This window comes from Neisseria sp. P0009.S008 (assembly GCF_051958615.1).
Classification (GTDB): domain Bacteria; phylum Pseudomonadota; class Gammaproteobacteria; order Burkholderiales; family Neisseriaceae; genus Neisseria; species Neisseria subflava.
Genome location: NZ_JBQCVG010000001.1, coordinates 23212 through 44326, shown reverse-complemented (window position 1 = coordinate 44326; position 21115 = coordinate 23212). Strand labels below are relative to the sequence as shown.

The 21115-nt window shown below is 49.0% G+C and carries 21 protein-coding genes; 13 read left to right on the top strand and 8 right to left on the bottom strand.

Going from position 1 to position 21115, the window contains the following annotated elements; all coding sequences use genetic code 11:
* Positions 1 to 37: 37 nt before the first annotated feature.
* Positions 38 to 862, bottom strand: coding sequence for an SDR family oxidoreductase (locus tag ACTHSQ_RS00175; RefSeq protein WP_107857210.1), 825 nt, complete (start codon positions 860 to 862; stop codon positions 38 to 40).
* A gap of 132 nt (positions 863 to 994) precedes the next feature.
* Between ACTHSQ_RS00175 and ACTHSQ_RS00170 the strand changes: the two genes are divergently transcribed.
* Both ACTHSQ_RS00170 and ACTHSQ_RS00165 read left to right on the top strand, forming a co-directional pair.
* Positions 995 to 1456, top strand: coding sequence for a c-type cytochrome (locus ACTHSQ_RS00170; RefSeq protein ID WP_250590181.1), 462 nt, complete (start codon positions 995 to 997; stop codon positions 1454 to 1456).
* Positions 1457 to 1842: 386 nt separating this feature from the next.
* Positions 1843 to 4605 (top strand): TonB-dependent receptor domain-containing protein, encoded by a 2763-nt coding sequence (locus ACTHSQ_RS00165; protein WP_250590182.1) that lies wholly within the window; start codon positions 1843 to 1845, stop codon positions 4603 to 4605.
* 149 nt (positions 4606 to 4754) lie between these two features.
* Here ACTHSQ_RS00165 and ACTHSQ_RS00160 read toward each other — a convergent pair whose 3' ends face one another.
* Positions 4755 to 5951: an acetate kinase gene (locus ACTHSQ_RS00160; RefSeq protein ID WP_250590183.1), complete on the bottom strand. Its 1197-nt coding sequence runs from the start codon at positions 5949 to 5951 to the stop codon at positions 4755 to 4757.
* 240 nt (positions 5952 to 6191) lie between these two features.
* On the opposite strand from ACTHSQ_RS00160, the gene ACTHSQ_RS00155 reads away from it, so the two are divergent.
* From ACTHSQ_RS00155 to trxA, 9 genes are all read left to right on the top strand, one after another.
* Positions 6192 to 6497: an HLGFF motif protein gene (locus ACTHSQ_RS00155; RefSeq protein ID WP_003681461.1), complete on the top strand. Its 306-nt coding sequence runs from the start codon at positions 6192 to 6194 to the stop codon at positions 6495 to 6497.
* On the top strand, positions 6497 to 6685 hold the full coding sequence (gene ccoS / locus ACTHSQ_RS00150) for a cbb3-type cytochrome oxidase assembly protein CcoS (RefSeq protein WP_003681462.1): 189 nt from the start codon (positions 6497 to 6499) through the stop codon (positions 6683 to 6685). The genes ACTHSQ_RS00155 and ccoS overlap by 1 nt, the downstream gene beginning before the upstream one ends.
* The gene (locus ACTHSQ_RS00145) at positions 6682 to 7998 is read left to right on the top strand and encodes an MFS transporter (protein ID WP_440370881.1); all 1317 of its coding nucleotides are present in this window, start codon (positions 6682 to 6684) and stop codon (positions 7996 to 7998) included. Before ccoS ends, ACTHSQ_RS00145 begins: the two co-directional genes overlap by 4 nt.
* Before the next feature lie 322 nt (positions 7999 to 8320).
* Positions 8321 to 9301: a DNA polymerase III subunit delta' gene (locus ACTHSQ_RS00140; protein WP_308887340.1), complete on the top strand. Its 981-nt coding sequence runs from the start codon at positions 8321 to 8323 to the stop codon at positions 9299 to 9301.
* Positions 9302 to 9311: 10 nt separating this feature from the next.
* The gene (locus ACTHSQ_RS00135) at positions 9312 to 9665 is read left to right on the top strand and encodes a PilZ domain-containing protein (protein WP_003682949.1); all 354 of its coding nucleotides are present in this window, start codon (positions 9312 to 9314) and stop codon (positions 9663 to 9665) included.
* A gap of 4 nt (positions 9666 to 9669) precedes the next feature.
* A complete protein-coding gene (locus ACTHSQ_RS00130; RefSeq protein ID WP_003682946.1) occupies positions 9670 to 10455 on the top strand; it encodes a TatD family hydrolase in 786 nt (261 codons plus the stop codon).
* A 321-nt stretch (positions 10456 to 10776) separates the two neighbouring features.
* Positions 10777 to 12330 (top strand): fatty acid--CoA ligase, encoded by a 1554-nt coding sequence (locus ACTHSQ_RS00125; protein ID WP_440370880.1) that lies wholly within the window; start codon positions 10777 to 10779, stop codon positions 12328 to 12330.
* A gap of 81 nt (positions 12331 to 12411) precedes the next feature.
* Complete coding sequence (locus tag ACTHSQ_RS00120) at positions 12412 to 13977, top strand: ABC transporter ATP-binding protein (RefSeq protein WP_440370879.1); 1566 nt, start codon at positions 12412 to 12414, stop codon at positions 13975 to 13977.
* 125 nt (positions 13978 to 14102) lie between these two features.
* Entirely contained in the window at positions 14103 to 14435 is a 333-nt protein-coding gene (gene trxA / locus ACTHSQ_RS00115) for a thioredoxin TrxA (protein WP_440370878.1), read from the top strand.
* A 61-nt stretch (positions 14436 to 14496) separates the two neighbouring features.
* On the opposite strand, the gene ACTHSQ_RS00110 is transcribed toward trxA, so the two are convergent.
* From ACTHSQ_RS00110 to ACTHSQ_RS00085, 6 genes are all read right to left on the bottom strand, one after another.
* On the bottom strand, positions 14497 to 14814 hold the full coding sequence (locus ACTHSQ_RS00110) for a DUF2322 family protein (protein ID WP_440370877.1): 318 nt from the start codon (positions 14812 to 14814) through the stop codon (positions 14497 to 14499).
* Positions 14815 to 14911: 97 nt separating this feature from the next.
* Positions 14912 to 15538 (bottom strand): uracil phosphoribosyltransferase, encoded by a 627-nt coding sequence (upp, locus tag ACTHSQ_RS00105; RefSeq protein WP_039864255.1) that lies wholly within the window; start codon positions 15536 to 15538, stop codon positions 14912 to 14914.
* A gap of 148 nt (positions 15539 to 15686) precedes the next feature.
* Positions 15687 to 15998, bottom strand: a complete 312-nt coding sequence (gene grxD / locus ACTHSQ_RS00100) for a Grx4 family monothiol glutaredoxin (RefSeq protein WP_003681608.1) — start codon at positions 15996 to 15998, stop codon at positions 15687 to 15689.
* Between the two features lie 87 nt (positions 15999 to 16085).
* The gene (locus ACTHSQ_RS00095) at positions 16086 to 17336 is read right to left on the bottom strand and encodes a glutamate-5-semialdehyde dehydrogenase (RefSeq protein ID WP_440370876.1); all 1251 of its coding nucleotides are present in this window, start codon (positions 17334 to 17336) and stop codon (positions 16086 to 16088) included.
* Between the two features lie 9 nt (positions 17337 to 17345).
* Positions 17346 to 18149, bottom strand: coding sequence for a glutamate 5-kinase (proB, locus tag ACTHSQ_RS00090; RefSeq protein ID WP_440370875.1), 804 nt, complete (start codon positions 18147 to 18149; stop codon positions 17346 to 17348).
* Between the two features lie 264 nt (positions 18150 to 18413).
* Positions 18414 to 19199: an inositol monophosphatase family protein gene (locus ACTHSQ_RS00085; protein ID WP_188209057.1), complete on the bottom strand. Its 786-nt coding sequence runs from the start codon at positions 19197 to 19199 to the stop codon at positions 18414 to 18416.
* A gap of 175 nt (positions 19200 to 19374) precedes the next feature.
* Here ACTHSQ_RS00085 and ACTHSQ_RS00080 point away from each other — a divergent pair, with 175 nt between their 5' ends.
* Both ACTHSQ_RS00080 and ACTHSQ_RS00075 read left to right on the top strand, forming a co-directional pair.
* Entirely contained in the window at positions 19375 to 20190 is an 816-nt protein-coding gene (locus ACTHSQ_RS00080) for an RNA methyltransferase (protein WP_070712323.1), read from the top strand.
* Between the two features lie 40 nt (positions 20191 to 20230).
* Complete coding sequence (locus ACTHSQ_RS00075; RefSeq protein WP_440370874.1) at positions 20231 to 21100, top strand: DUF1853 family protein; 870 nt, start codon at positions 20231 to 20233, stop codon at positions 21098 to 21100.
* Positions 21101 to 21115 lie beyond the last annotated feature (15 nt).

The following is a 21115-nucleotide window of genomic DNA, read 5'->3' as shown; positions in this document are numbered from 1 at the left end:
AGAGGCCGTCTGAAACCTTCAGACGGCCTGATGCCGATTACTTAAACCAAGATTTAATTTTTCCAAACAAAGACATGCTTTGTTTTTCAAACGTTTCTTCCTTCACCGGAGCAGGCTCATCGCGGTAAACTTTCATGCCTGCAAAGGTCTGGGCAACCGGCATGATTTCGATGGAATTGACGTTCATCCGCGCCGGACGCTGATAGAGCCATAAAGCGGTATCGGCAATATCTTGCGGCTGGATAAACTCGACATTCTCATAAACCTCGGCCGCACGCTGATCGTCGCCTTTGAAACGGACGTTGGAAAACTCGGTATCGCCGCATAAGCCCGGTTCGATATTGGTAATGCGGATGTTTTTATCTGCCAATTCGGCGCGCAGGTTCATACTGAATTGGCGCACAAAAGCCTTAGTTGCACCATAGACATTACTGCCTGAATAAGCATAACTGCCGGCAATCGAACCCAAATTGATGATGTAGCCTTGTTTGCGCGCTACCATTTGCGGCAAAATCTGGCGGGTCAGAAAAGTCAGGCCGATGATATTGGTTTGAATCATGGTTTCCCAATCGCCAAAATCGGCTTTATCAGCGGAATCCAGACCTAAAGCCAAACCGGCGTTGTTGATCAGGCAATCGATTTCAGCTAAATGCTCGGGCAGGCTGTTCAAAGCGTTTTGAATCGACTCCGTGCGCGAAACATCCATTTCCAACGGGTAAAACTGCTCGCCCAATTCTTCTGCCAATTGCTGCAATTTGTCTTCACGCCTTGCCGCTCCGATGACATGATAGCCTGCCGCAACAAAAGTGCGACACATCGCCGCGCCGAATCCTGCCGATGCCCCGGTAATCAAAATTGCCATATCGTTTCCTTTCTATACTCGTTTCAGACTTGGGTTTAAGGTATGATAACGCCTTATCAGACGGCCTAAGCGTTTGGCCGGCTGATTCTAAATTTAACGATAATCATATCATCACAATAGGACACACTCCATATGAAAACCCGTTTTATCCCAGTTGCCCTGGCAGCAGTAGCGCTTACGCTTTCCGCCTGCGGCGGCAGCAGCGCGCCCTCCCAGCCTAAAGGCCCTATTTCCGAAGACCGTACGGCCGCGTTCAAATCCATGATGCCTGAGTTTACCCGCATGGGAAAAATGGTCAAAGACGAAGAGCCTTACGACGTTGAGAAATTCAAACAAGCTGCAGCCACTTTTGCCGAAAACAGCAAAAAACCGTTCACCCTGTTTGAATCCGATCCTCAAGGCAACGGCCGCGCCCTGTCTGCCATTTGGACAGACACAGCAAAATTCAAAGCCGAAGAAGAAAAATTCGTCGCAGCAGTTGAAAAACTCAACGCCGCCGCTCAAACCGGCAAGCTCGAAGAAATCAAAGCCGCTTACGGCGAAACCGGTGCAACCTGCAAATCCTGCCACGACACATTCCGCGGTCCGGAATAAGGCTTAAAACAATAAAGGCCGTCTGAAATATCATTTTCAGACGGCCTTTTCTTCAACTGACTTCAAATCTTTCTATATCGACTTTATATTTTGCATTTCATGTTTTTTTACCGGTTTCATTTGAAACCGACGGCTCAATTCACATATCGCAATCAAATTTTCTTCTTCCGGCTGTTTAAATTCAATTAAATCTCCCTTCTTCTCGATCAACCAAATTCAAATTCAGACCTGCTTTATCTTTTCAGCCTGATTAATCATATACGGGGGGATTATCTCCTGAAATAAGAATCTGCTTTATTTTTTAATGAATAAAAACCATTATTAAAATATTTGTAAAGTTTAATAATATGTTATAAAGTAGCGACTTCGTTTTTGAGGTAACTATCATGAATCCGAATTTCAAATTAAATCTACTGACATTATCTTTACTTGCTATAACAAGTATCGCACACGCAGAAGACGAGGTTTCCACTCAAGAGCTTGATGAAATTCAAGTCAAAGGCAGACACATTGCCAAAGAGAAAAAAGTTTTTACCGAAGGCCAAGCCAAAAGTTCGCGTGAACGCGTTTATCAATCCAGCGAAAACATCGACACCATCGTTCGGAGTATGCCCGGCGTTTTTACCCAACAAGACAAGGGATCGGGGGTATTGGCGGTCAATATCCGTGGTGATAGCGGTTTGGGACGCGTCAATACGATGGTTGACGGCGTCACCCAAACCTTCTATTCCACTTCTGCCGATGCCGGACGCAGCGGCAGCTCCTCACAATTTGGTACGGCACTGGATCCCAATTTTATTGCCGGTGTGGATGTAACCAAAGGCAGTTTCACGGGTGCCAACGGCATCAATGCCTTATCCGGTACAGCCAATTTCCGTACTTTACGGGTAGACGATGTGGTACACGGAAACAATACCTTCGGCCTCTTGACCAAAGGATTGACCGGCACAAACAGCACCAAAAGCAACTTTATGGCAACCGGAGCAGCACAAAAATGGTTTGACAGCGGTGCGCGCCTTGGCGCGTTATATGGCTACAGCCACCGTAATGTCGAGCAAAACTATAAAGTAGGCGGCGGCGGTCAGCGTATCGGCAATTTTGGCGAGGAATATCTGGACCATAAAAAACAAGAATATTTTGAAAGCAACTTATTAAAATTCGACCAAGGGCAAAATCGTTGGGTTCGCGACTTTTCCAAGCGCAACGCAGCCGGTAAAAGCTATTGGGACTACCCTTTCTCCAAAAAATATAACGATCCTGAAGTTTTGCAAAGAGAATATGTCGATGATTTGGAAAGAGGCTGGAAAGAGAATTTGGCACCGCAATGGGATCTGACTCCAATCGATCCTACCAGCCTGCAACAACGCTCAAACAGCCATTTGGTCAAAGTGGAATACGAAAATGACAACAACAAGCTGGATCTTCAGCTTCGTACCATGAACAACCGCATCGGCAGCCGCAAAGTAGAAAACCGCAACTACCAAGCCAATTACAATTTAAACATTGGCGATTATGTCGATTTAAACGTATTGGCCGCCCATAATCTGGGAAAACAAAAATATCCGAAAAACTCACGTTTTTCGGGATGGGGGCTGCTTGATTATTTGGAAACCAAAAACACAGCCAATCTTTTGGATATCAACAACAGCTTTTCTTTCAAACTTCCCCAAAAAACAGATTTAAAAGCCACCGTCGGTTTCAATTTCTTTAAAAACCAATACAGTAAAAACCGCTTTCCGGAAGAGCTGAGCCTGTTTTACAACGGCCCGGATCAAGATGCCGGCCTGTACAGCTTTTTAGGCCGCTTCAAAGGTGACAAAGGAATATTTCCTCAGAAATCAACCATATTGCAACCTTCAGGCCAGCAAAAATTCAATACGTTCTATTTTGATACTTCCTTGAAAAAAGGCATTTATCAATTGAATTACAGCGCCAATATGGTCAACTACCGCTACAAAGGCGAATATACCGACTACTTCAATACCCAAGAAGACTTTAAAAAAGCATTTGGAGAAGATTCTGAAATTTATAAACAGCATTGCACGCCAAGCTGCGACCTTTACGAACCGGTTTATACCAAATCCGGTAAAAAGCATGCGGTAAACCATTCGGTGGCATTAAACATCAATGTCAATGACTACTTTATGCCGTTTATCAGCTATTCGCGTACGCATAGAATGCCGAATATTCAAGAAATGTATTTTTCACAAATCGGCGACTCGGGCGTCAATACCGCCCTTAAGCCGGAACAGGCCAATACTTACCAAATAGGCTTCAATACCTTCAAAAAAGGGATTTTCAAGCCGGACGATGTATTAGGTTTCAAACTGGTCGCCTATCGCAGCAGGATAAACAACTATATCCACAATGTTTATGGCAAATGGTGGGATTTGGATAAAGCACCCAGCTGGGTAACCAGTACCGGCCTGAAATACTCTATCCAGCATCGAAACTATGCCAAACCTGTCCATAAAAATGGTTTGGAAGTGGAAATGAACTATGATTTCGGCCGCTTTTTTACAACCCTGTCTTACGCATATCAAAAAACCAACCAACCGACCAATTATAGCGATGCCAGCGAATCGCCCCGCAACTCTTCTAAAGAAGACCAAATCAAACAGGGCTACGGCTTAAGCAAAATTTCACGCCTACCCCGAGATTACGGTCGGTTTGAATTAGGGTCCCGATGGTTGGGCAACAAATTGACCGTCGGTGGTATTATGCGCTATTACGGCAAAAGTACACGGGCGACTACTGAGGAGGAATTTGTTGACGGTACAACCGGTGACAATACCTACTCTTCATGGAAAACGGGCGGAAGGGTGATCAAAAAAACAGAAAGCATCAACAGACAGCCGCTGATTTTTGATTTCTATGCCAATTACGAACCGAAGAAAAACCTTATCCTTCGTTTCGACATTCAAAATGCGTTCAATAAGCGCTATATCGATCCTTTGGATGCCGCAAACGATGCCGCAACCCAGCGCTATTTCAGCGTATTTGAAAGAAAAGGCGGTTTTGATGACGAAGAAGTCGAATGCGATGCCAGCGGTTTATGCAATGGCAAATATGGCGGTACGACACGCTCCGTCTTGAACAACTACGCACGAGGCAGGACTTTGCTGTTTACCATCAGTTATAAGTTCTAAACCTATCCGTCAGCATTCTTAATATTGCACTGATTAAAAAGCCGGTAAACACAATGTTTACCGGCTTTTTTCAGTATATTCTCAAAATTCTCTTTATCTATACACAACAAAAAACCTGCCCTTTCGGGCAGGTTTTCAATAATGACGGATTACAGGCCGCTCAGACGGGCTGTATCGTGTGCAATCATCAATTCTTCGTTGGTAGGAATCACAACGGCAACAGCTTTGCTGTCGGCAGTGGTAATTACACCGGCGTTACCGAAGCGGGCTTTCAGGTTGGCTTCTTGGTCGATGTGCAAACCGAGGAAGCCCAAGTAACCCAATACGCGTTCGCGGATGATGTCGGAGTTTTCGCCGATGCCGCCGGTAAATACCAAGGCGTCTAAACCGCCGGCTGCTACTGCCATGCTGCCGATGTATTTAGCCAAGCGGTAGATGAAGATTTCCAAAGCCAGTTTGGCACCTGCGTGGCCGTTGGCAGCTTCTTCTTCGATGGTACGGCAGTCATTGGACAAACCTGAAATACCGAGCAGGCCGGATTTTTTGTTCAGCATTTCGGTAATTTGGGAAATGGTCATGTTTGCGTTTTCAGCTAAGAAGCTGAACACTGCGGGATCGATGTCGCCGCTGCGGGTACCCATTACCAAACCTTCCAGCGGAGTCAGGCCCATGCTGGTATCGCGTGATTCGCCATTGGCGACGGCGGTAATAGATGCGCCGTTACCCAAGTGGGCAATCACCATGCGCAGGTCTTTTTTGTCTTTGCCGAGGAAGCGTGCAGTTTCGTCAGAAACGAAGCGGTAGCTGGTACCGTGCGCACCGTAGCGGCGCAAGCCGTATTTTTCATACAATTCATGTGGAACAGCATATTTGTAAGCGTGTTCAGGCATGGTTTGATGGAATGCGGTGTCGAATACGACAACGTTCGGCAGGCCTTTGAAGATGCTTTGTGCAGCGCGCAGGCCCAAAAGGTGGGCCGGGTTGTGTAAAGGAGCAAGTGGAATACATTTTTCGATACCAGCGATAACATCGTCGGTAACCAAAATGGATTCACTGTACAATTCGCCGCCGCTTACCACGCGGTGGCCGATCGCGCCGATACGGGTGTCGAGGCCGTGGGCTTTGAGTTCTTCCATCAGGGCTTCAACTGCACCGGTGTGGTCGGGCTTGGCAGACAGGTCGACTTTGTGTTTTTCGCCGTTGAATTTGAAGGTGATGTAGGCATCGGGCAGATTGAGTTTTTCGGCAAGGCAGCTCAGCAATACTTCGCCGCTGTCGTTATCCAATACGGCACCTTTGAGGGAAGAGCTGCCGCAGTTCAAAACCAAGATTAATTTTTGTGTCATTTTATGCTCCTTGAGGTTTCAGACGGCATTTTTGTCGGAACCTTACTGCTGCTCCGGCTATGTTGCACCCCTTGTGGGACGTAGTGGGTAGCGGTCTGAACAGATTAACAAAGTAAACGTCGTATTCTAATTCTAACAAAAAATGTAATCGGCTGCTTGACTTAATATTTGATGTAAAATGGACGGAATTTTATTTTAGGCCGTCTGAAAAAATGACGGCGGTTTTGAAGATTTCCCGATATGCATTATTTCAGTATCCACACTCAAGACGGCGAACACGCCGGATTTTTTATTATGTTGGCAGACGATGAATCACAAAATCCGCCGCAAAGCGGACGCTTTGCAATCAAGCTGCAAAGCGAAGATGCAGCCGAAGCAGCGGTATTGTCGCCTTTCGAGCAAACCGATATCCCGCAATACTGGCGCGTGGTTAAAGACCGTATCGAATTGTTTTTTGACGATAAAAATATCGGCGCGTTGCGCAACGAGTATCTGACCATCAGCGGTAAAACCTTTATCCTGACCGATTTGACCGGAGCGATGTAATGGAAAGTATGTTTATCCTTGTCCCCATCAGCATTATTTTGGCCTTTATCATCGGCTGGTTTTTCTGGTGGTCGGGTAAAAACGGACAGTTCGACGACCTTGAAGGCCCTGCGCACCGCATTTTGATGGACGACGACTCCACTGAAAAACTGATCGAAAAAGACGAAGATAAAGAATCCAAACAATGAGCCTTAAAAAAGACAATCTGAATTTCCACACGACCTGCCGTTTTGCGCCGCTCTTTGGGACGCAGTTTTTGGGCGCGTTTAACGATAATATGTTCAAAACCGCATTATTCGTGATGATCAGTTTTTACGGTTTAGGCAAAAACGACTTGCTGCCGCCCAGCCAAATGCTGAACTTGGGCGCAATGCTGTTTATCCTGCCCTACTTCCTGTTTTCCGCGCTCTCTGGGCAGCTGAGCAACAAATTCGATAAAGCAGTTTTAGCACGTTGGATCAAGCTGTTGGAAATCATCATCATGGCAGTGGCGGCATATGGCTTCTACATCCAATCCGCTCCTTTACTTTTAATCTGCCTGTTTTGCATGGGCACACAATCAACCTTGTTCGGCCCGCTGAAATACGCGATTTTGCCCGATTACCTCAACGACAAAGAACTGATTATGGGCAACAGCCTGATTGAATCGGGTACGTTTATCGCCATTTTGCTTGGCCAACTTTTGGGCACGGCAGTCGCAGGCGTTCCGCCGTATATTGTTGGCGGTTTGGTGTTATTGGTCGCCGTCGGCGGCACGATGACCAGCCTGTTTATGCCGTCTGTCCCCGCTAAAATGCCGGATACAAAAATCGAATGGAACATCATCAAAGGCACGAATTCACTGATTCGTGAAGCGGCGGCCGACCGTCCCGTATTTACTTCCATTATCGGTATTTCATGGTTTTGGTTTATCGGCTCGGTTTATACCACCCAACTGCCGACGTTCACACAAATCCATTTGGGCGGCAACGATAATGTGTTCAACCTGATGTTGGCGCTGTTCTCCATCGGCATTGCCATCGGCTCGGTGTTATGCGCCAAACTCAGCCATGAGTGCCTGATTTTGGGCTTGGTTACCATCGGCACTCTGGGTCTGACCGTCTGTGGATTATTGCTGGTGTGGCTGACCCACGGCCAACGCTTTACCGAATTAAACGGCATTATTTGGTTTTTATCACAAGTCCAAGCGTATCCAATTATGCTGGTGATGTCGGCTATCGGCTTTTTCGGCGGCTTCTTCTCCGTACCGCTCTACACTTGGCTGCAAACCGCCAGCAGCGAAACCTTCCGCGCCCACGCCGTCGCCGCCAACAACATCATCAACGGCGTGTTTATGGTATCGGCCGCTATTTTGAGCGCGGTTTTGCTGATGTTGTTCGACAGTATTACGCTGCTGTATTTGATTGTTGCCGTGGGTAATCTTCCGTTGATTGTTTACCTCATCAAACGGGAACCAAAATTTATCGGGGATTTGACCGCTTTGTTGAAAATCAGCAAATAAGGCCGTCTGAAATGTATCCCCACCATGCACATTTTCACTGTTCAATCGCGTGGACAGCTTGTGCATAAATCAGATTACTGTCTGATTTAAAATTAAAAAACACAACTACCTAAATTTTGAGCACCACTTTACCGCCAAACAAAATGCACATTTTCCCCAAACAAGCGTGTGCAAAGGCTGTGAATAAGTCAGCTTAATAGTTGATATTTCAAAGTAAAAATATATTTAATTAATTTTTAGGCAGTTTATTAAAGGCCGTCTGAAACCTTTTTCAGACGGCCTGAGAGTATAATAACCACCTACCTTATAGTTCCCAAACGATATGATTTATCCATGGCATGAAACCCAATGGCAACAGCTCGCCGCCCATTGGCAAAACCGTCCTAACGCCTGGCTGTTTACCGGCAAAGAAAATACCGGTAAAACCGAGTTTGCCCGCTTTGTCGCGCAGGCATTGCTGTGCGAATCGCCCAAGTCCGGTCATGAACCCTGCGGCGAGTGTGCTTCGTGCCATTTGTTCAGCCAAAATACGCATCCCGACTTTTACGAACTCACGCCGGAAATTCCCGAAGGCGAGGCAACAGGACGCAAACTCCTGCAAATCAAAATCGATGCCGTGCGCGATATTGTGGAAAACATTTACCTGACCGCCGTCCGCGGCGGCCTGCGCGTGGTATTGGTGCATCCGGCTGAAAGCATGAATACACAGGCGGCAAACGGTTTGTTGAAAGCTTTGGAAGAGCCGCCGCAACACGTCGTTTTCCTGCTCGTTACCCATGCGCGCGACAAACTCCTGCCCACCATCAAAAGCCGTTGCCGCCAGATGGTGCTGCCCTCGCCTACCCATGAGCAGGCTGCGACATATCTGCGCCAACAGGGCGTGGAAAATGCAGAAGCCTTGTTGGCATTTCACAGCGGCGCGCCTTTATTCACGCCGACTCCCGAATTGGACGCATTACGCGAAGAGTTGCTGACACTGCTGACTGCCCCGCGCCTGTTGGCCATACTCGACTACGCCGCCGCGTTCGACAAACAAAAGCAACCGCTGGCCGTTTTCATCGACTGGCTGCAAAAGTGGCTGATGGATGTCGGCTTGGCACAACAAAACATGGCGCCGCTTTATTATCCGCACCATGCCCAAGCCCTGCTTCAGACGGCCTCTAAAACTGATTCACGCAAGCTGTTTGCCCTATTGGGCCGTCTGAACGCGCTCAACCCTTACGGATACCATACCTTGAGTGTTAAAATGCAGCTTGAGTATCTGCTTATCGAATATTTAGATTTTTGGCAAAACAAACCCTAACAGGTAATAAATGATGAATAAAAAAGACATTCCGGCGAAGATGTTGGCTTTGCAACTCAAAGACCCCAATCTGTTGTACAACTGCTATATGCCGTTTTTAGAACACGGCGGCCTGTTCGTACCGACCGATGACGTATTCTCCCTAGGAGAAGACATCCTCTTGGCCGTAGAAATCGCCGACTATCCCAAACGCTTCCTACCAACCAAAGTCGTTTGGATCAATCCGGCGCGCACTTCAGCCCACCGTCCCAAAGGCGTAGGCCTTGCATTCTCCGAACACGAAAGCTGCCTGCAGGCCAAAAATCTGATTGAAGCCGAGCTTGGCCCGCGCCTGCGCAGCGACCGTACTACTTTTACCCTGTAATACCATGTATTTAATCGATTCACATTGCCATCTCAACTTTGACGGCTTAAAAGACCGCCTGCCCGAAGTCTTTGCCAATATGGAAGCGCAAAGCGTCAAGCAGGCGCTTGCCATCAGCGTCAGTAAACAAAGCTTTGCCGAAGTATTCGACATTGCTCAGGCAAACGACCATATTTACTGCACCATCGGCATACATCCCGACAGCCAAGAAGCGGAAGAATTTACCATTGCCGAAATGGTAGAAGCGGCCAAACACCCCAAAATCGTCGGTATCGGCGAAACCGGTTTGGACTATTACTGGTGCAAAGGCGATTTGTCATGGCAACATCAACGCTTTGCCGACCATATCCAAGCCGCTAACGAAAGCGGCCTGCCCGTTATCGTCCACACGCGCGATGCGGCCGAAGACACGTTGCGGATTTTAAAAGAATGCCACACCAACTCTGGCGTGATTCACTGCTTCTCTGAAGACGTCGCCTTTGCCAAAGCCGCTTTGGATTTGGGCATGTATATCTCCTTCTCCGGCATTGTGACGTTTAAAAACGCGCCGCTGATACAGGAAGCCGCCAAATACGTCCCTGCTGATAGAATCTTGGTAGAAACCGATGCGCCTTTCCTCGCGCCGGTTCCCAAACGCGGCAAACAAAACGAGCCATCCTACGTCCGCTATACGGCCGAGTTCTTAGCCAATCTGCGCGGCGAGAGCTTGGAAACATTGGCACAAAACACCAGCGACAATTTCTATCGCCTGTTTAACAAAGTACCCGATGGCCGTCTGAACAATGGCTAGGTCTCAAAGTCTCTAACATCGGCTCTGCCTACCTGTCATCCGGGTTCTGCCTCAAATTCAGCAGTAAACTCGAAATGACCTGAGACAGAAACGCAATCGGCTTGCGCTATCTTCCGAACGGCCAGACTTTTGAAGAATGGAAATTTTCCCATTAGCACAATAAATAAGTTTAAATTCAAAATATTGCTTTCCTAAGCCCAGCAAAGCTCAAGGCCGTCTGAAAGTATTTTCAGACGGCCTCTTGCTTATTTTACCGATAGGATGTAAAACCTATCCTTCGAAATAAACGGTTCATCGAAAGCGTACATCAATCGACACAATATGGACACAAACTCCGAAATGCACACCCACCCTAATTTTTACGCTATGCTGACTGCAGCCTGCCAAAAAAACGGTAAAGGCACAGTCATTTTCAACGACAAAGAAAAAATCAGCTATTCCTCCCTCAAACGCAAAGTAGAAACCGTCGCCGCCTATCTGCAACACCAAGGCGTACAATATGGCGACAGAGTCGCCCTTGTCGTTTCCAACTCTCCCGAATTTATTGCCGCCTATTTCGCCATTACTTCCATCGGCGCGGTAGCCGTCCCACTCAACGTCTTTTTGAAAAGCGAAGAATTTTCCTACATCCTTAATGACTGCGGCGCACGCTTTATGTTCGCCTCCGCGCCGTTGGCCAAAGAACTCAAAAACATCAAAGCCAAAACCAAAATCAATAAAATCATCTGGATTGGTGAAACCAACGCCGCCAGTGGCGATGACAGCTATTTCGATGCCGCGCGTACATTCCCCGGCAAGCCGAATCTGAGCCGTCAGCCGTCAGCCAACGATTTGGCGCACATTATCTACACCTCCGGCACAACCGGCCACCCCAAAGGCGCATTAATCAGTTATAGCAATCTGTTTTCCAACCTTTCGGGCATCGAACAAATTTTCCAAATTTCGCAAAAAGACCGCTTCGTCGTCTTCTTGCCCATGTTCCACAGCTTTACGCTGACTGCCATGGTTTTGCTGCCGATATATCAAGCCTGCTCGATTATTTTGGTCAAATCCGTCTTCCCATTCTCCAACGTGTTGAAACAGGTTTTACTCAAACGCGCTACTATTTTCCTCGGCGTACCGGCTATTTACACTGCCATGAGCAAAGCCAAAATCCCTTGGTATTTCAGATGGTTCAACCGCGTTCGTCTGTTTATCAGCGGTGGCGCGCCTCTGGCCGGACAAACCATTGACGACTTTAAAGCCAAATTCCCGCGCGCCAAACTGCTGGAAGGCTACGGCTTGAGCGAATGCTCGCCCGTTGTGGCCGTCAATACGCCCGAACGCCAAAAAACCGCCAGCGTCGGTGTCGCCCTGCCCGGCCTGACCGTAAAAGCCGTCGATGACGAATTGATCGAAGTGCCGCGCGGCGAAGTGGGGGAACTCATCATCAAAGGCGGCTCGGTAATGCAAGGCTACCTCAACATGCCTGACGCCACAGATGAAACCATTGTCAACGGTTGGCTGAAAACCGGCGACTTCGTTACCATAGACGAAGACGGCTTTATCTTCATCGTCGACCGTAAAAAAGACCTGATTATCTCCAAAGGCCAAAACGTCTATCCGCGCGAAATCGAAGAAGCCATTTACAAACTCGATGCCGTGGAAGCCGCCGCCGTAATCGGCGTGAAAGACCAATACGCCGATGAAGAAATCATTGCCTTTATCCAACTCAAAGAAGGCATGAAACTGGAAGAAGCCGAAGTCCGCAGCCACCTGCGCGGCCTGTTGGCAAACTTTAAAATCCCCAAACAAGTCATCTTCCAAGACGAGCTGCCGCGCAATGCCACCGGCAAAGTGTTAAAACGCAAACTCAAAGAACAGTTTCAAGACTAAACCTCTGTTTCGGACGGCCCCTTGATTCATGCAGGCCGTCTGAAAACCTGTCATCAACAAACTTTTCAGACGGCCACGACCATGACGACACCTATACTCGAAATCGAAAACCTAAACGGCTCCTTTCCGAGCAAGCAAGTCCTGCACGATATCAACCTGACCTTGCAACCCGGCCGCAAACTGGCATTGGTCGGCGAGAGTGGCAGCGGCAAAACCGTATTGTCGCAAGGCATTATGCGCCTGAATCCGATGGTTACCTTTGAAGGCAGTCTGAAATATTGCGGAACCGATCTGCTGACCCAGCCCGAACGCGCCCTGCAAAAACTGCGCGGCCGCGAAATCAGCATGGTGTTTCAAGAACCCATGACCTCCCTCAACCCCGTCATGCGTGTCGGCGAACAAATCGCCGAAGTCCTGTCCCTGCATTTGGGTTTGGATAAAAAACAGGCATGGGCGCGCGCTATCGAACTCCTGGACGAAACCGGCATCCACCAGCCCGAGCAAAAAGCCCAGGCCTACCCTTTCCAACTTTCCGGTGGCCAACGCCAACGCGCCATGATTGCCATGGCTGTATCAGCCCAGCCCAAGCTCCTGATTGCCGATGAACCGACCACCGCTTTGGACGTTGCCGTCCAAGCCCAAATCCTCGACCTGCTCTCACGCCTGCAGGAAGAACACGGCATGACCATGCTCTACATTACGCACGACTTAAACCTTGTGCGCCGTTTTGCCGACGATGTCGCCGTTATGCGTAACGGCCGTATCCTCGAAACCGGCAAAGCAGCCGAAGTCTTCGCCAATCCGCAGCACGAATACACCAAAATGCTGCTCAACGCCGGCACAACGCGACGCGTGGCTCCTTTGCCTGAAAACCCTGCCACCGTCCTTAAGGCCGAACAAATCGCCTTCTCCATCAAAGAATCAGACGGCTGGTTTAAGAAACGCGATAAAACCATTCTCGACCCCATTTCTTTCGATCTCAAATCTGGCGAAACCTTAGGCATCATCGGCGAAAGTGGTTGCGGCAAAACCACGCTGGCGAAAGCCGTCATGCACCTTATCGATTCCGAAGGCAGCCTGGACATCAACGGCGAGCCATGGCGACACGAATTGCGCCGAGAAATCCAAATGGTGTTCCAAGACCCGTTCGGCGCATTCAATCCGCGCATGAACGTCTTCGATACCGTTTCCGAAGCCTTGCGCGTTCACGAGCCTAGTATGCCGCGCGAAGAAATGCGCCGCCGCGTCGAAGAAGTCCTCAAACAAGTCGGCCTGCCCGAAGATGCACTCGAACGCTATCCGCACGCCTTCTCCGGCGGTCAACGCCAACGCCTCGCCATCGCCCGCGCCATCATTGTCCGCCCGAAAATCCTCGTATTGGACGAACCAACCAGCGCGCTTGATGTCCAATGGCAACAACAAATCCTTGAATTGCTCAGCGGCCTGCAAAAAGAATACGGCCTCGCCTTCATCATCATCAGCCACGACCTCGCCGTGATCCGCGCTATTTCCCACCGCGTGATGGTGTTGAAAGACGGCAAAATTGTTGAAGAAGGCGAATGCGAAAATGTGTTTGCCAATCCAAGCAGCGACTATACGTGCCATTTGATTGCCCACTCCGGCCACATGGTTCAAGAGGCCGTCTGAATCTTTAAGGATTACGATAGACGCATTTCAAAAAAACTATTGCCGGGTGGCGGCACTTGAAATTTCCCCTGTCTGCCACTATTCTGAACAACATCTTTATTAATCCCGATTTGAAAGGAAATAACATGAGCAGCGAATTGATTATCCACGCCAGCGATGCCAGCTTCGAACAAGACGTTTTGAAATCCGATGTACCTGTACTGCTGGACTTTTGGGCACCATGGTGCGGCCCTTGCAGAATGATTGCCCCAATCTTGGACGACATCGCCGCCGAATTCCAAGGCCGTCTGAAAGTCGTTAAAATCAACATCGACGAAAATGAAGCCACTCCTGCCAAATTCGGCGTTCGCGGCATCCCTACCCTGATGGTGTTCAAAAACGGCGAAAACGTTGCTACTAAAGTCGGCGCATTGGCTAAAGGTCAACTGACTGCATTCGTTGAAGCTTCTATCGCTTAAGGCTTTAAGCAGATAAAAAGGCCGTCTGAAATTATTTTCAGACGGCCTTTTTTTGTATTCATTAAGCAACCAATGGTTTCAAAGTCAGGCTGATATTTTCAGCTTTCACTTTAAACAGCAAATCAATATTCGGATGTTTGCCCGGATTGGCTTCGGCATCGGCAACATGTTCGGCAAACCATGCCAGGCCGCGTTCTGCCGCCGCTACGTCCAGCTTGCCGTCAAATTCTTGCGCTAGAGCATGGTAAAGCTTGAGCGAGCCTTGTTTGCCGGGCGCATTGGGAATGTGATGAACCACATTGCCCTCTTTATCGAGAATATCCAAGCCGCTCAAATGGTCGATGGCAGGCATGGTGGCCAGATTATCTTGGAAGCTCATGATTGTCCTTTCTGATGTGGGTTTTAAAGTAAACCATATAACAAGGCCGTCTGAAAGTTGATGTTTGACACTTTTCAGACGGCCTTAAACATTTCAATTAACGTGTACCGAAAATCTTATCGCCGGCATCACCCAAGCCTGGGATGATGTAGCCGTGTTCGTTCAAGTGGCTGTCGAGCGCGGCAGTGTAGATGGTTACATCAGGATGCGCGTCATTGACGGCTTTCACGCCTTCCGGAGCGGCAACCAATACCAATGCTTTGATATTGCTGCAACCTTTGGCTTTCAGCAAGTCGATGGTCGCAACCATAGAGCCGCCGGTCGCCAACATCGGATCGATAATCAGGGCTGGACGCTCGGCCATGCTGTCAACGAATTTCTCAAAGTAAGAAACTGGTTTCAGCGTTTCTTCATCGCGCTGCAAGCCGACAACGCTGATTTTAGCGGTAGGAATCAGGTCGAGTACGCCGTCGAGCATACCCAAACCGGCACGCAAAATAGGGACAACGGTCAAGGTTTTGCCTTTGATACGGTCGCCTTCGATAGAGCCACACCAACCGTCGATGATGTATTTTTCGGTTTCAAAGTCGCGGCTGGCTTCGTATGCCATCAGGCGTGCCAGCTCGGTAGTGAGCGTACGGAATTTGTAGGTGCTGCATTCTGCCTCGCGCATCAAAGTCAATTTGTGGCGGACGAGGGGATGATTGATGACGGTAACGTTCATTTTCTGTATTTCCGAGTTTCGTTGACGGAATGAATTATACTTTTTTTCACGAATGGCGGAAAGGGTATGTTTCGTGCGAAAGGCCGTCTGAATCAGGGTTTCAGACGGCCTTTGTCAACAATTTTACATTACGGAATATTGTAGATGATTAAGCTTTCAGCAATTCTTGCAGTTCGCCGGCCTCGTACATTTCCATCAAAATGTCAGAACCGCCGACAAATTCGCCGTTAACGTACAGTTGAGGAATGGTCGGCCAGTCGCTGTATTCTTTAATGCCTTGGCGTACGGCATCGTTTTCCAATACGTTGACAGTCACATAGTCTGTGCAACCTGCCGCATTCAGAATTTGTACGGCGCGGGAAGAGAAACCGCATTGTGGGAACTGCTTCGTACCTTTCATGAACAATACGACGCGGTGGGTGGTTACGACTTCTTTGATTTGATCGTGGATAGAGGACATTTGTGTTCCTTTTACTAAATCGGTTGTTCGGGGAAAATCAAATTTCCCGCCATTATACGCAAATTGATGGAGTTGAGGGGGCGTTTCTCAAAGTCGGATCTGACCGTTGCCGTTGATATAGAATTTAGTCGAAGTCAGCGCTTCCAAACCCATCGGGCCGCGGGCGTGCATTTTTTGGGTGGAAATACCGATTTCCGCGCCCAATCCGAAAACAAAGCCGTCGGTGAATCGAGTGGACGCATTGACATAAACCGCCGCCGCATCAATGCTTTCTTGGAAAAGCTCGGCATGAGCAATGCTTTGGGTCACAATCGCTTCCGAGTGATGTGTCGTGTGGCCGTTAATCCAATCGACGGCTTCTTCCACTGTTTTCACTATTTTGACCGACATAATATAGTCAAGAAACTCGGTACTGTAATCTTCCTCGGTTGCCAAAACAGCATTTTTAAACATACGCAATGCTTCCTGATCGGCTCTAAATTCGACCGGATGCACTTTGGCAACGGCTTCTTCCAGTTTGGGCAAAAACGCTTCCGCTATCTTTTCGTGGACAACCAAAGACTCCGCGGCATTGCACACGCTCGGACGCTGCGTTTTGGCATTCACGACGATATCGACCGCCATCTCCAAATCGGCACTGTCATCCACATAAATATGGCAATTACCGACTCCGGTTTCAATGACGGGAACTTTCGATTTCTCTTTCACCGTCTGAATCAAGCGCGCGCCGCCGCGCGGAATCAGTACATCAATATAATCGACTGCCCGCATCAATTCCTCGGCGGCGGCATGACTGGTATCTTCGACCAGCTGCACCACATCGGCATCCATTCCCGCTTGTACCAAAGTCTGCCTGATGACGGCAATCAATGCGGTATTGGAATGGATGGCATCTCGACTGCCGCGCAAAATAATGGCATTGCCGGTTTTAAAAGCCAGAGAAAACGCATCGACCGAAACATTCGGGCGGCTTTCAAAAATCATGGCGACCACACCCAAAGGCACGCGTTTTTGAACAATCTTCAAACCGTCCAGATTGGTATAGCCGCGGACAACCTGCCCAATCGGGTCCTGCAAATCGGCAACCTGCCCAACGCCTTCCGCAATGCCTTGGATGCGTTCGTGATTCAAGCGCAGCCTGTCGAGCATAATGTCCGAAATGCCGTTTTCTTTTGCAGCGGCCAAATCGCGGGCATTTTCCGCCAAAATCATCTCAGCCTGTTCAACCAAAGCCGCCGCAACCTGACGCAGCAGATTGTTTTTTTCTACGCTTCCCAAGCTGATTAACGTTTTACTGGCTTTTTGAGCATTCTTGCCCAACTGTTCGATATAGCTCATAAAACCTCCCTATTTCTCTTGTGCAAACCACGTTCCGATAGGCGCGCCATCTAAAACCTGAAGGATATCGCGCGGATTGACGCTATTCATCAATACCATCTGGCCGTGATGTTCAAACATCATCTGCGCACTCTTAATCTTACTGAGCATGCCGCCCGTACCAAACTTACTGCCCGAGCCGCCGGCAGAAGCAATAATTTCTTCGGTAATATCGGCCACATGGCTGCGCAGCTTGGCATCAGCGTGAATAGCCGGATTTTTATCAAACAAACCGTCGATATCGGACAACATAATCAGTAAATCGGCTTTAACGATTTTCGCCACAACTGCCGACAAACGGTCGTTATCGCCAAACTTGGTCGCATGGTCCATCTCGTCCACGCTGACCGCATCGTTCTCATTGACAATGGGGATGACACCGATGGAAAGCAGGGATTCAAAAGCATTGGTAACGTTTGCCAAACTTTCCGGATATTCGACCACATCACGCGTCAGCAGGATTTGCGATACCGTCATCCGATAATGGGAAAAAATCTGCGAATAAAGGCTCATCATGGCCACTTGGCCGACGCTGGAAACAGCCTGCTGCTGCGCCATTTCCGCCGGACGTTTTTCCATGTTGAGGACATTCAGCCCAAAACCCATTGCACCGGAAGACACCAGCACAATTTCTTTGCCCTTACTGACCAAGCTGGAAATGACAAAGGCCAGTTGGTCGATTTTTGCCAAATTGATTTTGCCGTTTGGCAACACCAAAGAACTGGTTCCAATCTTAATGACAATGCGTTTTACTGCTTCAAAATCTCGTTTCATTATTCTCCTCTGCTTTCTATTTTTATGATTGCATGCGGCATTATTTCAGCCAAACGTATCTACATCATAACTGCGAAGCAATAGAAAATACAGACAAAATTAAAAAACGCTTCCTTTAAAAGCCATATTTTCAGCTTTTATCCGAATTCATTAACAACAAAACAAAAGGCCGTCTGAAGCCCAATTTCAGGTTTCAGACGGCCTTTTACCGATTGTTGAAACTCTAGCCTGCAAAGATAAATACAGACCGTTCCCCACAAACGCTTATTGGTGATCAGCAATAATTTTCAGCATTTGCGCCAATACTTTAGGATTGGCCGCAACGATGTCGCCGCTTTCCAGCCAGCCTTCATCACCGGACATATCGGTAACGATGCCGCCTGCTTCTTGGACAATCAATGCACCGGCGGCAATATCCCAAGGTTTGAGGTTGAACTCGAAGAAACCGTCCAAACGGCCGGCCGCAACGGCACACAAATCCAAAGAAGCCGCGCCTTCACGACGGCCGCCGGCGGTTTTTGCCAAGAAATCTTTCAAAATCGCCAGATACTTGTCCATCATGCTTTGATCGACAACAGGGAAGCCGGTACCGATCAGGCAGCGGTTCAATTCGATGCGGTTGGAAACGCGGATGCGGCGGTCGTTGAGCAATGCGCCTTTGCCGCGAGAAGCCATGTACACATCGTTGCGCTCAGGTGCGTACACCAAAGCTTCTTGCAACACGCCTTTGTGCAGGAGTGCCATAGAGATGGCGTATTGAGGATGGCCGTGGAGGAAGTTGGTTGTACCGTCAAGCGGGTCGATAATCCATTCGTATTCGGCGGTAGCTTTACCGTGGGAGCCGCCTTCTTCGCAAGTGATTTTGTGATGCGGATAGGCTTCTTTAAGCGCTTCCACCAAAATCATTTCGGAGCTGCGGTCAACATCGGAAACGAAGTCGTTGAATGCTTTGCTGTCTACTTTGACGGCATCCAGATTGCCGGCGGCGCGAATCATCATTTGCCCTGCTTTACGGGCGGCTTTGAAAGCGGTATTTAAAAACGGATTCATGGTTTTCTTTCTAATTCAGGTAAAATACGCCCTGATGCGCCGAACAAGGCACACAAGAGGCTGTTAATCGTTTCCGATGCTGTTAAAGAACATTTCAGACGGCATGGAAAAAGGCCGTCTGAAAACAAAAAGATGGCGTATTATACCTGATTCCCGTACAAACAGAAAACAAAACATGACTTCCGAAAAACCCGCCCTGCCCGCTTATCTGGACAACATCCGCATCATCCTCACGCGCACCAGCCATCCCGCCAATATCGGTTCTGCCGCGCGCGCCATGAAAACAATGGGCCTGCACAAACTCACCATCGTCGCCCCCAATCTGATGGCAACGCCGATGACGGAAAATCCGCCTGTGTTCGATCCGGAGCATCCGCAATCGTTTAAATTACCGGAAGAAAGTTTCATCCTCGCTTCCGGCGCGGCGGACGTTTTGGAAAATGCCACCATTGCCGCTTCTTTGGACGAAGCCCTTGCCGACACCACCATCGCCTGCGCCCTGACCAGCCGCCGCCGCGAAATCACCGCGCCGCTGCAAACGCCGCGCGACTTAGTGCCCGAATTACTGCAGGCCGCCAACCGCGGCGAGAAAGTGGCGCTGGTTTTCGGCAACGAAACTTTCGGCTTGAGCATCGAAGAAGTCCAAGCCTGCAACCGACTGATGACCATCAACGGCAATCCCAACTATTTCTCACTTAATCTCGCCCAAGCCGTGCAGGTCGTGTGTTATGAAATCTTCAGCCAAACCGATTCGCCCATGACCCATCTTCAACAGGAAGACCACGCCGCGACCCACGAGCAAATCAAAGGCATGGTCGCCCACATGGAAAGCGTGATGAACGACATCGGCTTTTTCAACCGCCGCAACGGCGAGCGCCTGATGCGCCGTATGCAGAGCCTGTTCGGACGTGCCAATACGCAAACCGAAGACATCGATATCCTGCGCGGTTTTTTCAATACCGTCAGCCACCGTATCCATAAAAAAGACTGATTTAAGGCCGTCTGAAAACGTTACAAGCTTTTCAGACGGCATGACTGATATTCGGATAAGCATGAATTACGCCCTAGACGCATTATGGTGGAAACTCACCAGCCAACCCGTCCGCGACCTCGCCTCGCTGCTGACTGCGCCGCCTTTGTGGCAAAGCGGTTGCGAATTGAGCGTGCGCGAACTACTGGGGGAACATGGTTTCCGCTATCTTTTGGCATTGGACGCCGATCCCGCTCCGCTGACGGATTACCTTGCCCAACGCGCCCCGTTCGGCCATCGTCTCGGCATTTATGCCGAAGAGCTGCTGGCTTTCTGGTTTACCAACGCGCCGCACGCCAAACTGCACGCATACAACCTGCCCGTTTTTTCAGACGGCCAAACTTTAGGCGCCGCGGATTTTGTCGCTTCCCTCAACCAACAGCCCTACCATATCGAGCTGGCGTGTAAATACTACGGCGGAGACCAAGTGCAGAACCTGCGCGGCCTCAATCCTAAAGATACGCTGACGGACAAAGCCGCCAAATTGGTACAGCAATCTCAGCTACTACATACGCCGCAAGGCAAAGCGACCTTAGCCGCACAAGGCCTGCCGGAGAATCCGCTTCCTGCTTCCATCGTGCGCGGCATCGGATTTTTTCCACAAAGTTTCCATGCTTTTGAGCCGCCGCTTAACCCATACGGTTGGCGCGGCATCTATATTCAAGATTGGTCGAAATACGGGTTTGAACGCCAAGAAGCACGCTACCATTTGCCTGACCGTATGGCCTACCTCGCGCCTGCTCGTGTCGCCGAAACCGAAACATTGAACGAAACCGAAATCCGCCGTATCGACCAAGGCTTGATTGCCGTTTTGGAATTACGGCCGGACGGCTTTTGGCACGAAATCGAACGCATCATGAAAGCCGTCTGAAACTATTTACCAACT

Coding starts and splice junctions, on each gene's coding strand:
- ACTHSQ_RS00175 (WP_107857210.1), bottom strand. CDS start 862: ATGGCAATTTTGATTACCGGGGCATCGGCAGGATTCGGCGCGGCGATG.
- ACTHSQ_RS00170 (WP_250590181.1), top strand. CDS start 995: ATGAAAACCCGTTTTATCCCAGTTGCCCTGGCAGCAGTAGCGCTTACG.
- ACTHSQ_RS00165 (WP_250590182.1), top strand. CDS start 1,843: ATGAATCCGAATTTCAAATTAAATCTACTGACATTATCTTTACTTGCT.
- ACTHSQ_RS00160 (WP_250590183.1), bottom strand. CDS start 5,951: ATGACACAAAAATTAATCTTGGTTTTGAACTGCGGCAGCTCTTCCCTC.
- ACTHSQ_RS00155 (WP_003681461.1), top strand. CDS start 6,192: ATGCATTATTTCAGTATCCACACTCAAGACGGCGAACACGCCGGATTT.
- ccoS (WP_003681462.1), top strand. CDS start 6,497: ATGGAAAGTATGTTTATCCTTGTCCCCATCAGCATTATTTTGGCCTTT.
- ACTHSQ_RS00145 (WP_440370881.1), top strand. CDS start 6,682: ATGAGCCTTAAAAAAGACAATCTGAATTTCCACACGACCTGCCGTTTT.
- ACTHSQ_RS00140 (WP_308887340.1), top strand. CDS start 8,321: ATGATTTATCCATGGCATGAAACCCAATGGCAACAGCTCGCCGCCCAT.
- ACTHSQ_RS00135 (WP_003682949.1), top strand. CDS start 9,312: ATGATGAATAAAAAAGACATTCCGGCGAAGATGTTGGCTTTGCAACTC.
- ACTHSQ_RS00130 (WP_003682946.1), top strand. CDS start 9,670: ATGTATTTAATCGATTCACATTGCCATCTCAACTTTGACGGCTTAAAA.
- ACTHSQ_RS00125 (WP_440370880.1), top strand. CDS start 10,777: ATGGACACAAACTCCGAAATGCACACCCACCCTAATTTTTACGCTATG.
- ACTHSQ_RS00120 (WP_440370879.1), top strand. CDS start 12,412: ATGACGACACCTATACTCGAAATCGAAAACCTAAACGGCTCCTTTCCG.
- trxA (WP_440370878.1), top strand. CDS start 14,103: ATGAGCAGCGAATTGATTATCCACGCCAGCGATGCCAGCTTCGAACAA.
- ACTHSQ_RS00110 (WP_440370877.1), bottom strand. CDS start 14,814: ATGAGCTTCCAAGATAATCTGGCCACCATGCCTGCCATCGACCATTTG.
- upp (WP_039864255.1), bottom strand. CDS start 15,538: ATGAACGTTACCGTCATCAATCATCCCCTCGTCCGCCACAAATTGACT.
- grxD (WP_003681608.1), bottom strand. CDS start 15,998: ATGTCCTCTATCCACGATCAAATCAAAGAAGTCGTAACCACCCACCGC.
- ACTHSQ_RS00095 (WP_440370876.1), bottom strand. CDS start 17,336: ATGAGCTATATCGAACAGTTGGGCAAGAATGCTCAAAAAGCCAGTAAA.
- proB (WP_440370875.1), bottom strand. CDS start 18,149: ATGAAACGAGATTTTGAAGCAGTAAAACGCATTGTCATTAAGATTGGA.
- ACTHSQ_RS00085 (WP_188209057.1), bottom strand. CDS start 19,199: ATGAATCCGTTTTTAAATACCGCTTTCAAAGCCGCCCGTAAAGCAGGG.
- ACTHSQ_RS00080 (WP_070712323.1), top strand. CDS start 19,375: ATGACTTCCGAAAAACCCGCCCTGCCCGCTTATCTGGACAACATCCGC.
- ACTHSQ_RS00075 (WP_440370874.1), top strand. CDS start 20,231: ATGACTGATATTCGGATAAGCATGAATTACGCCCTAGACGCATTATGG.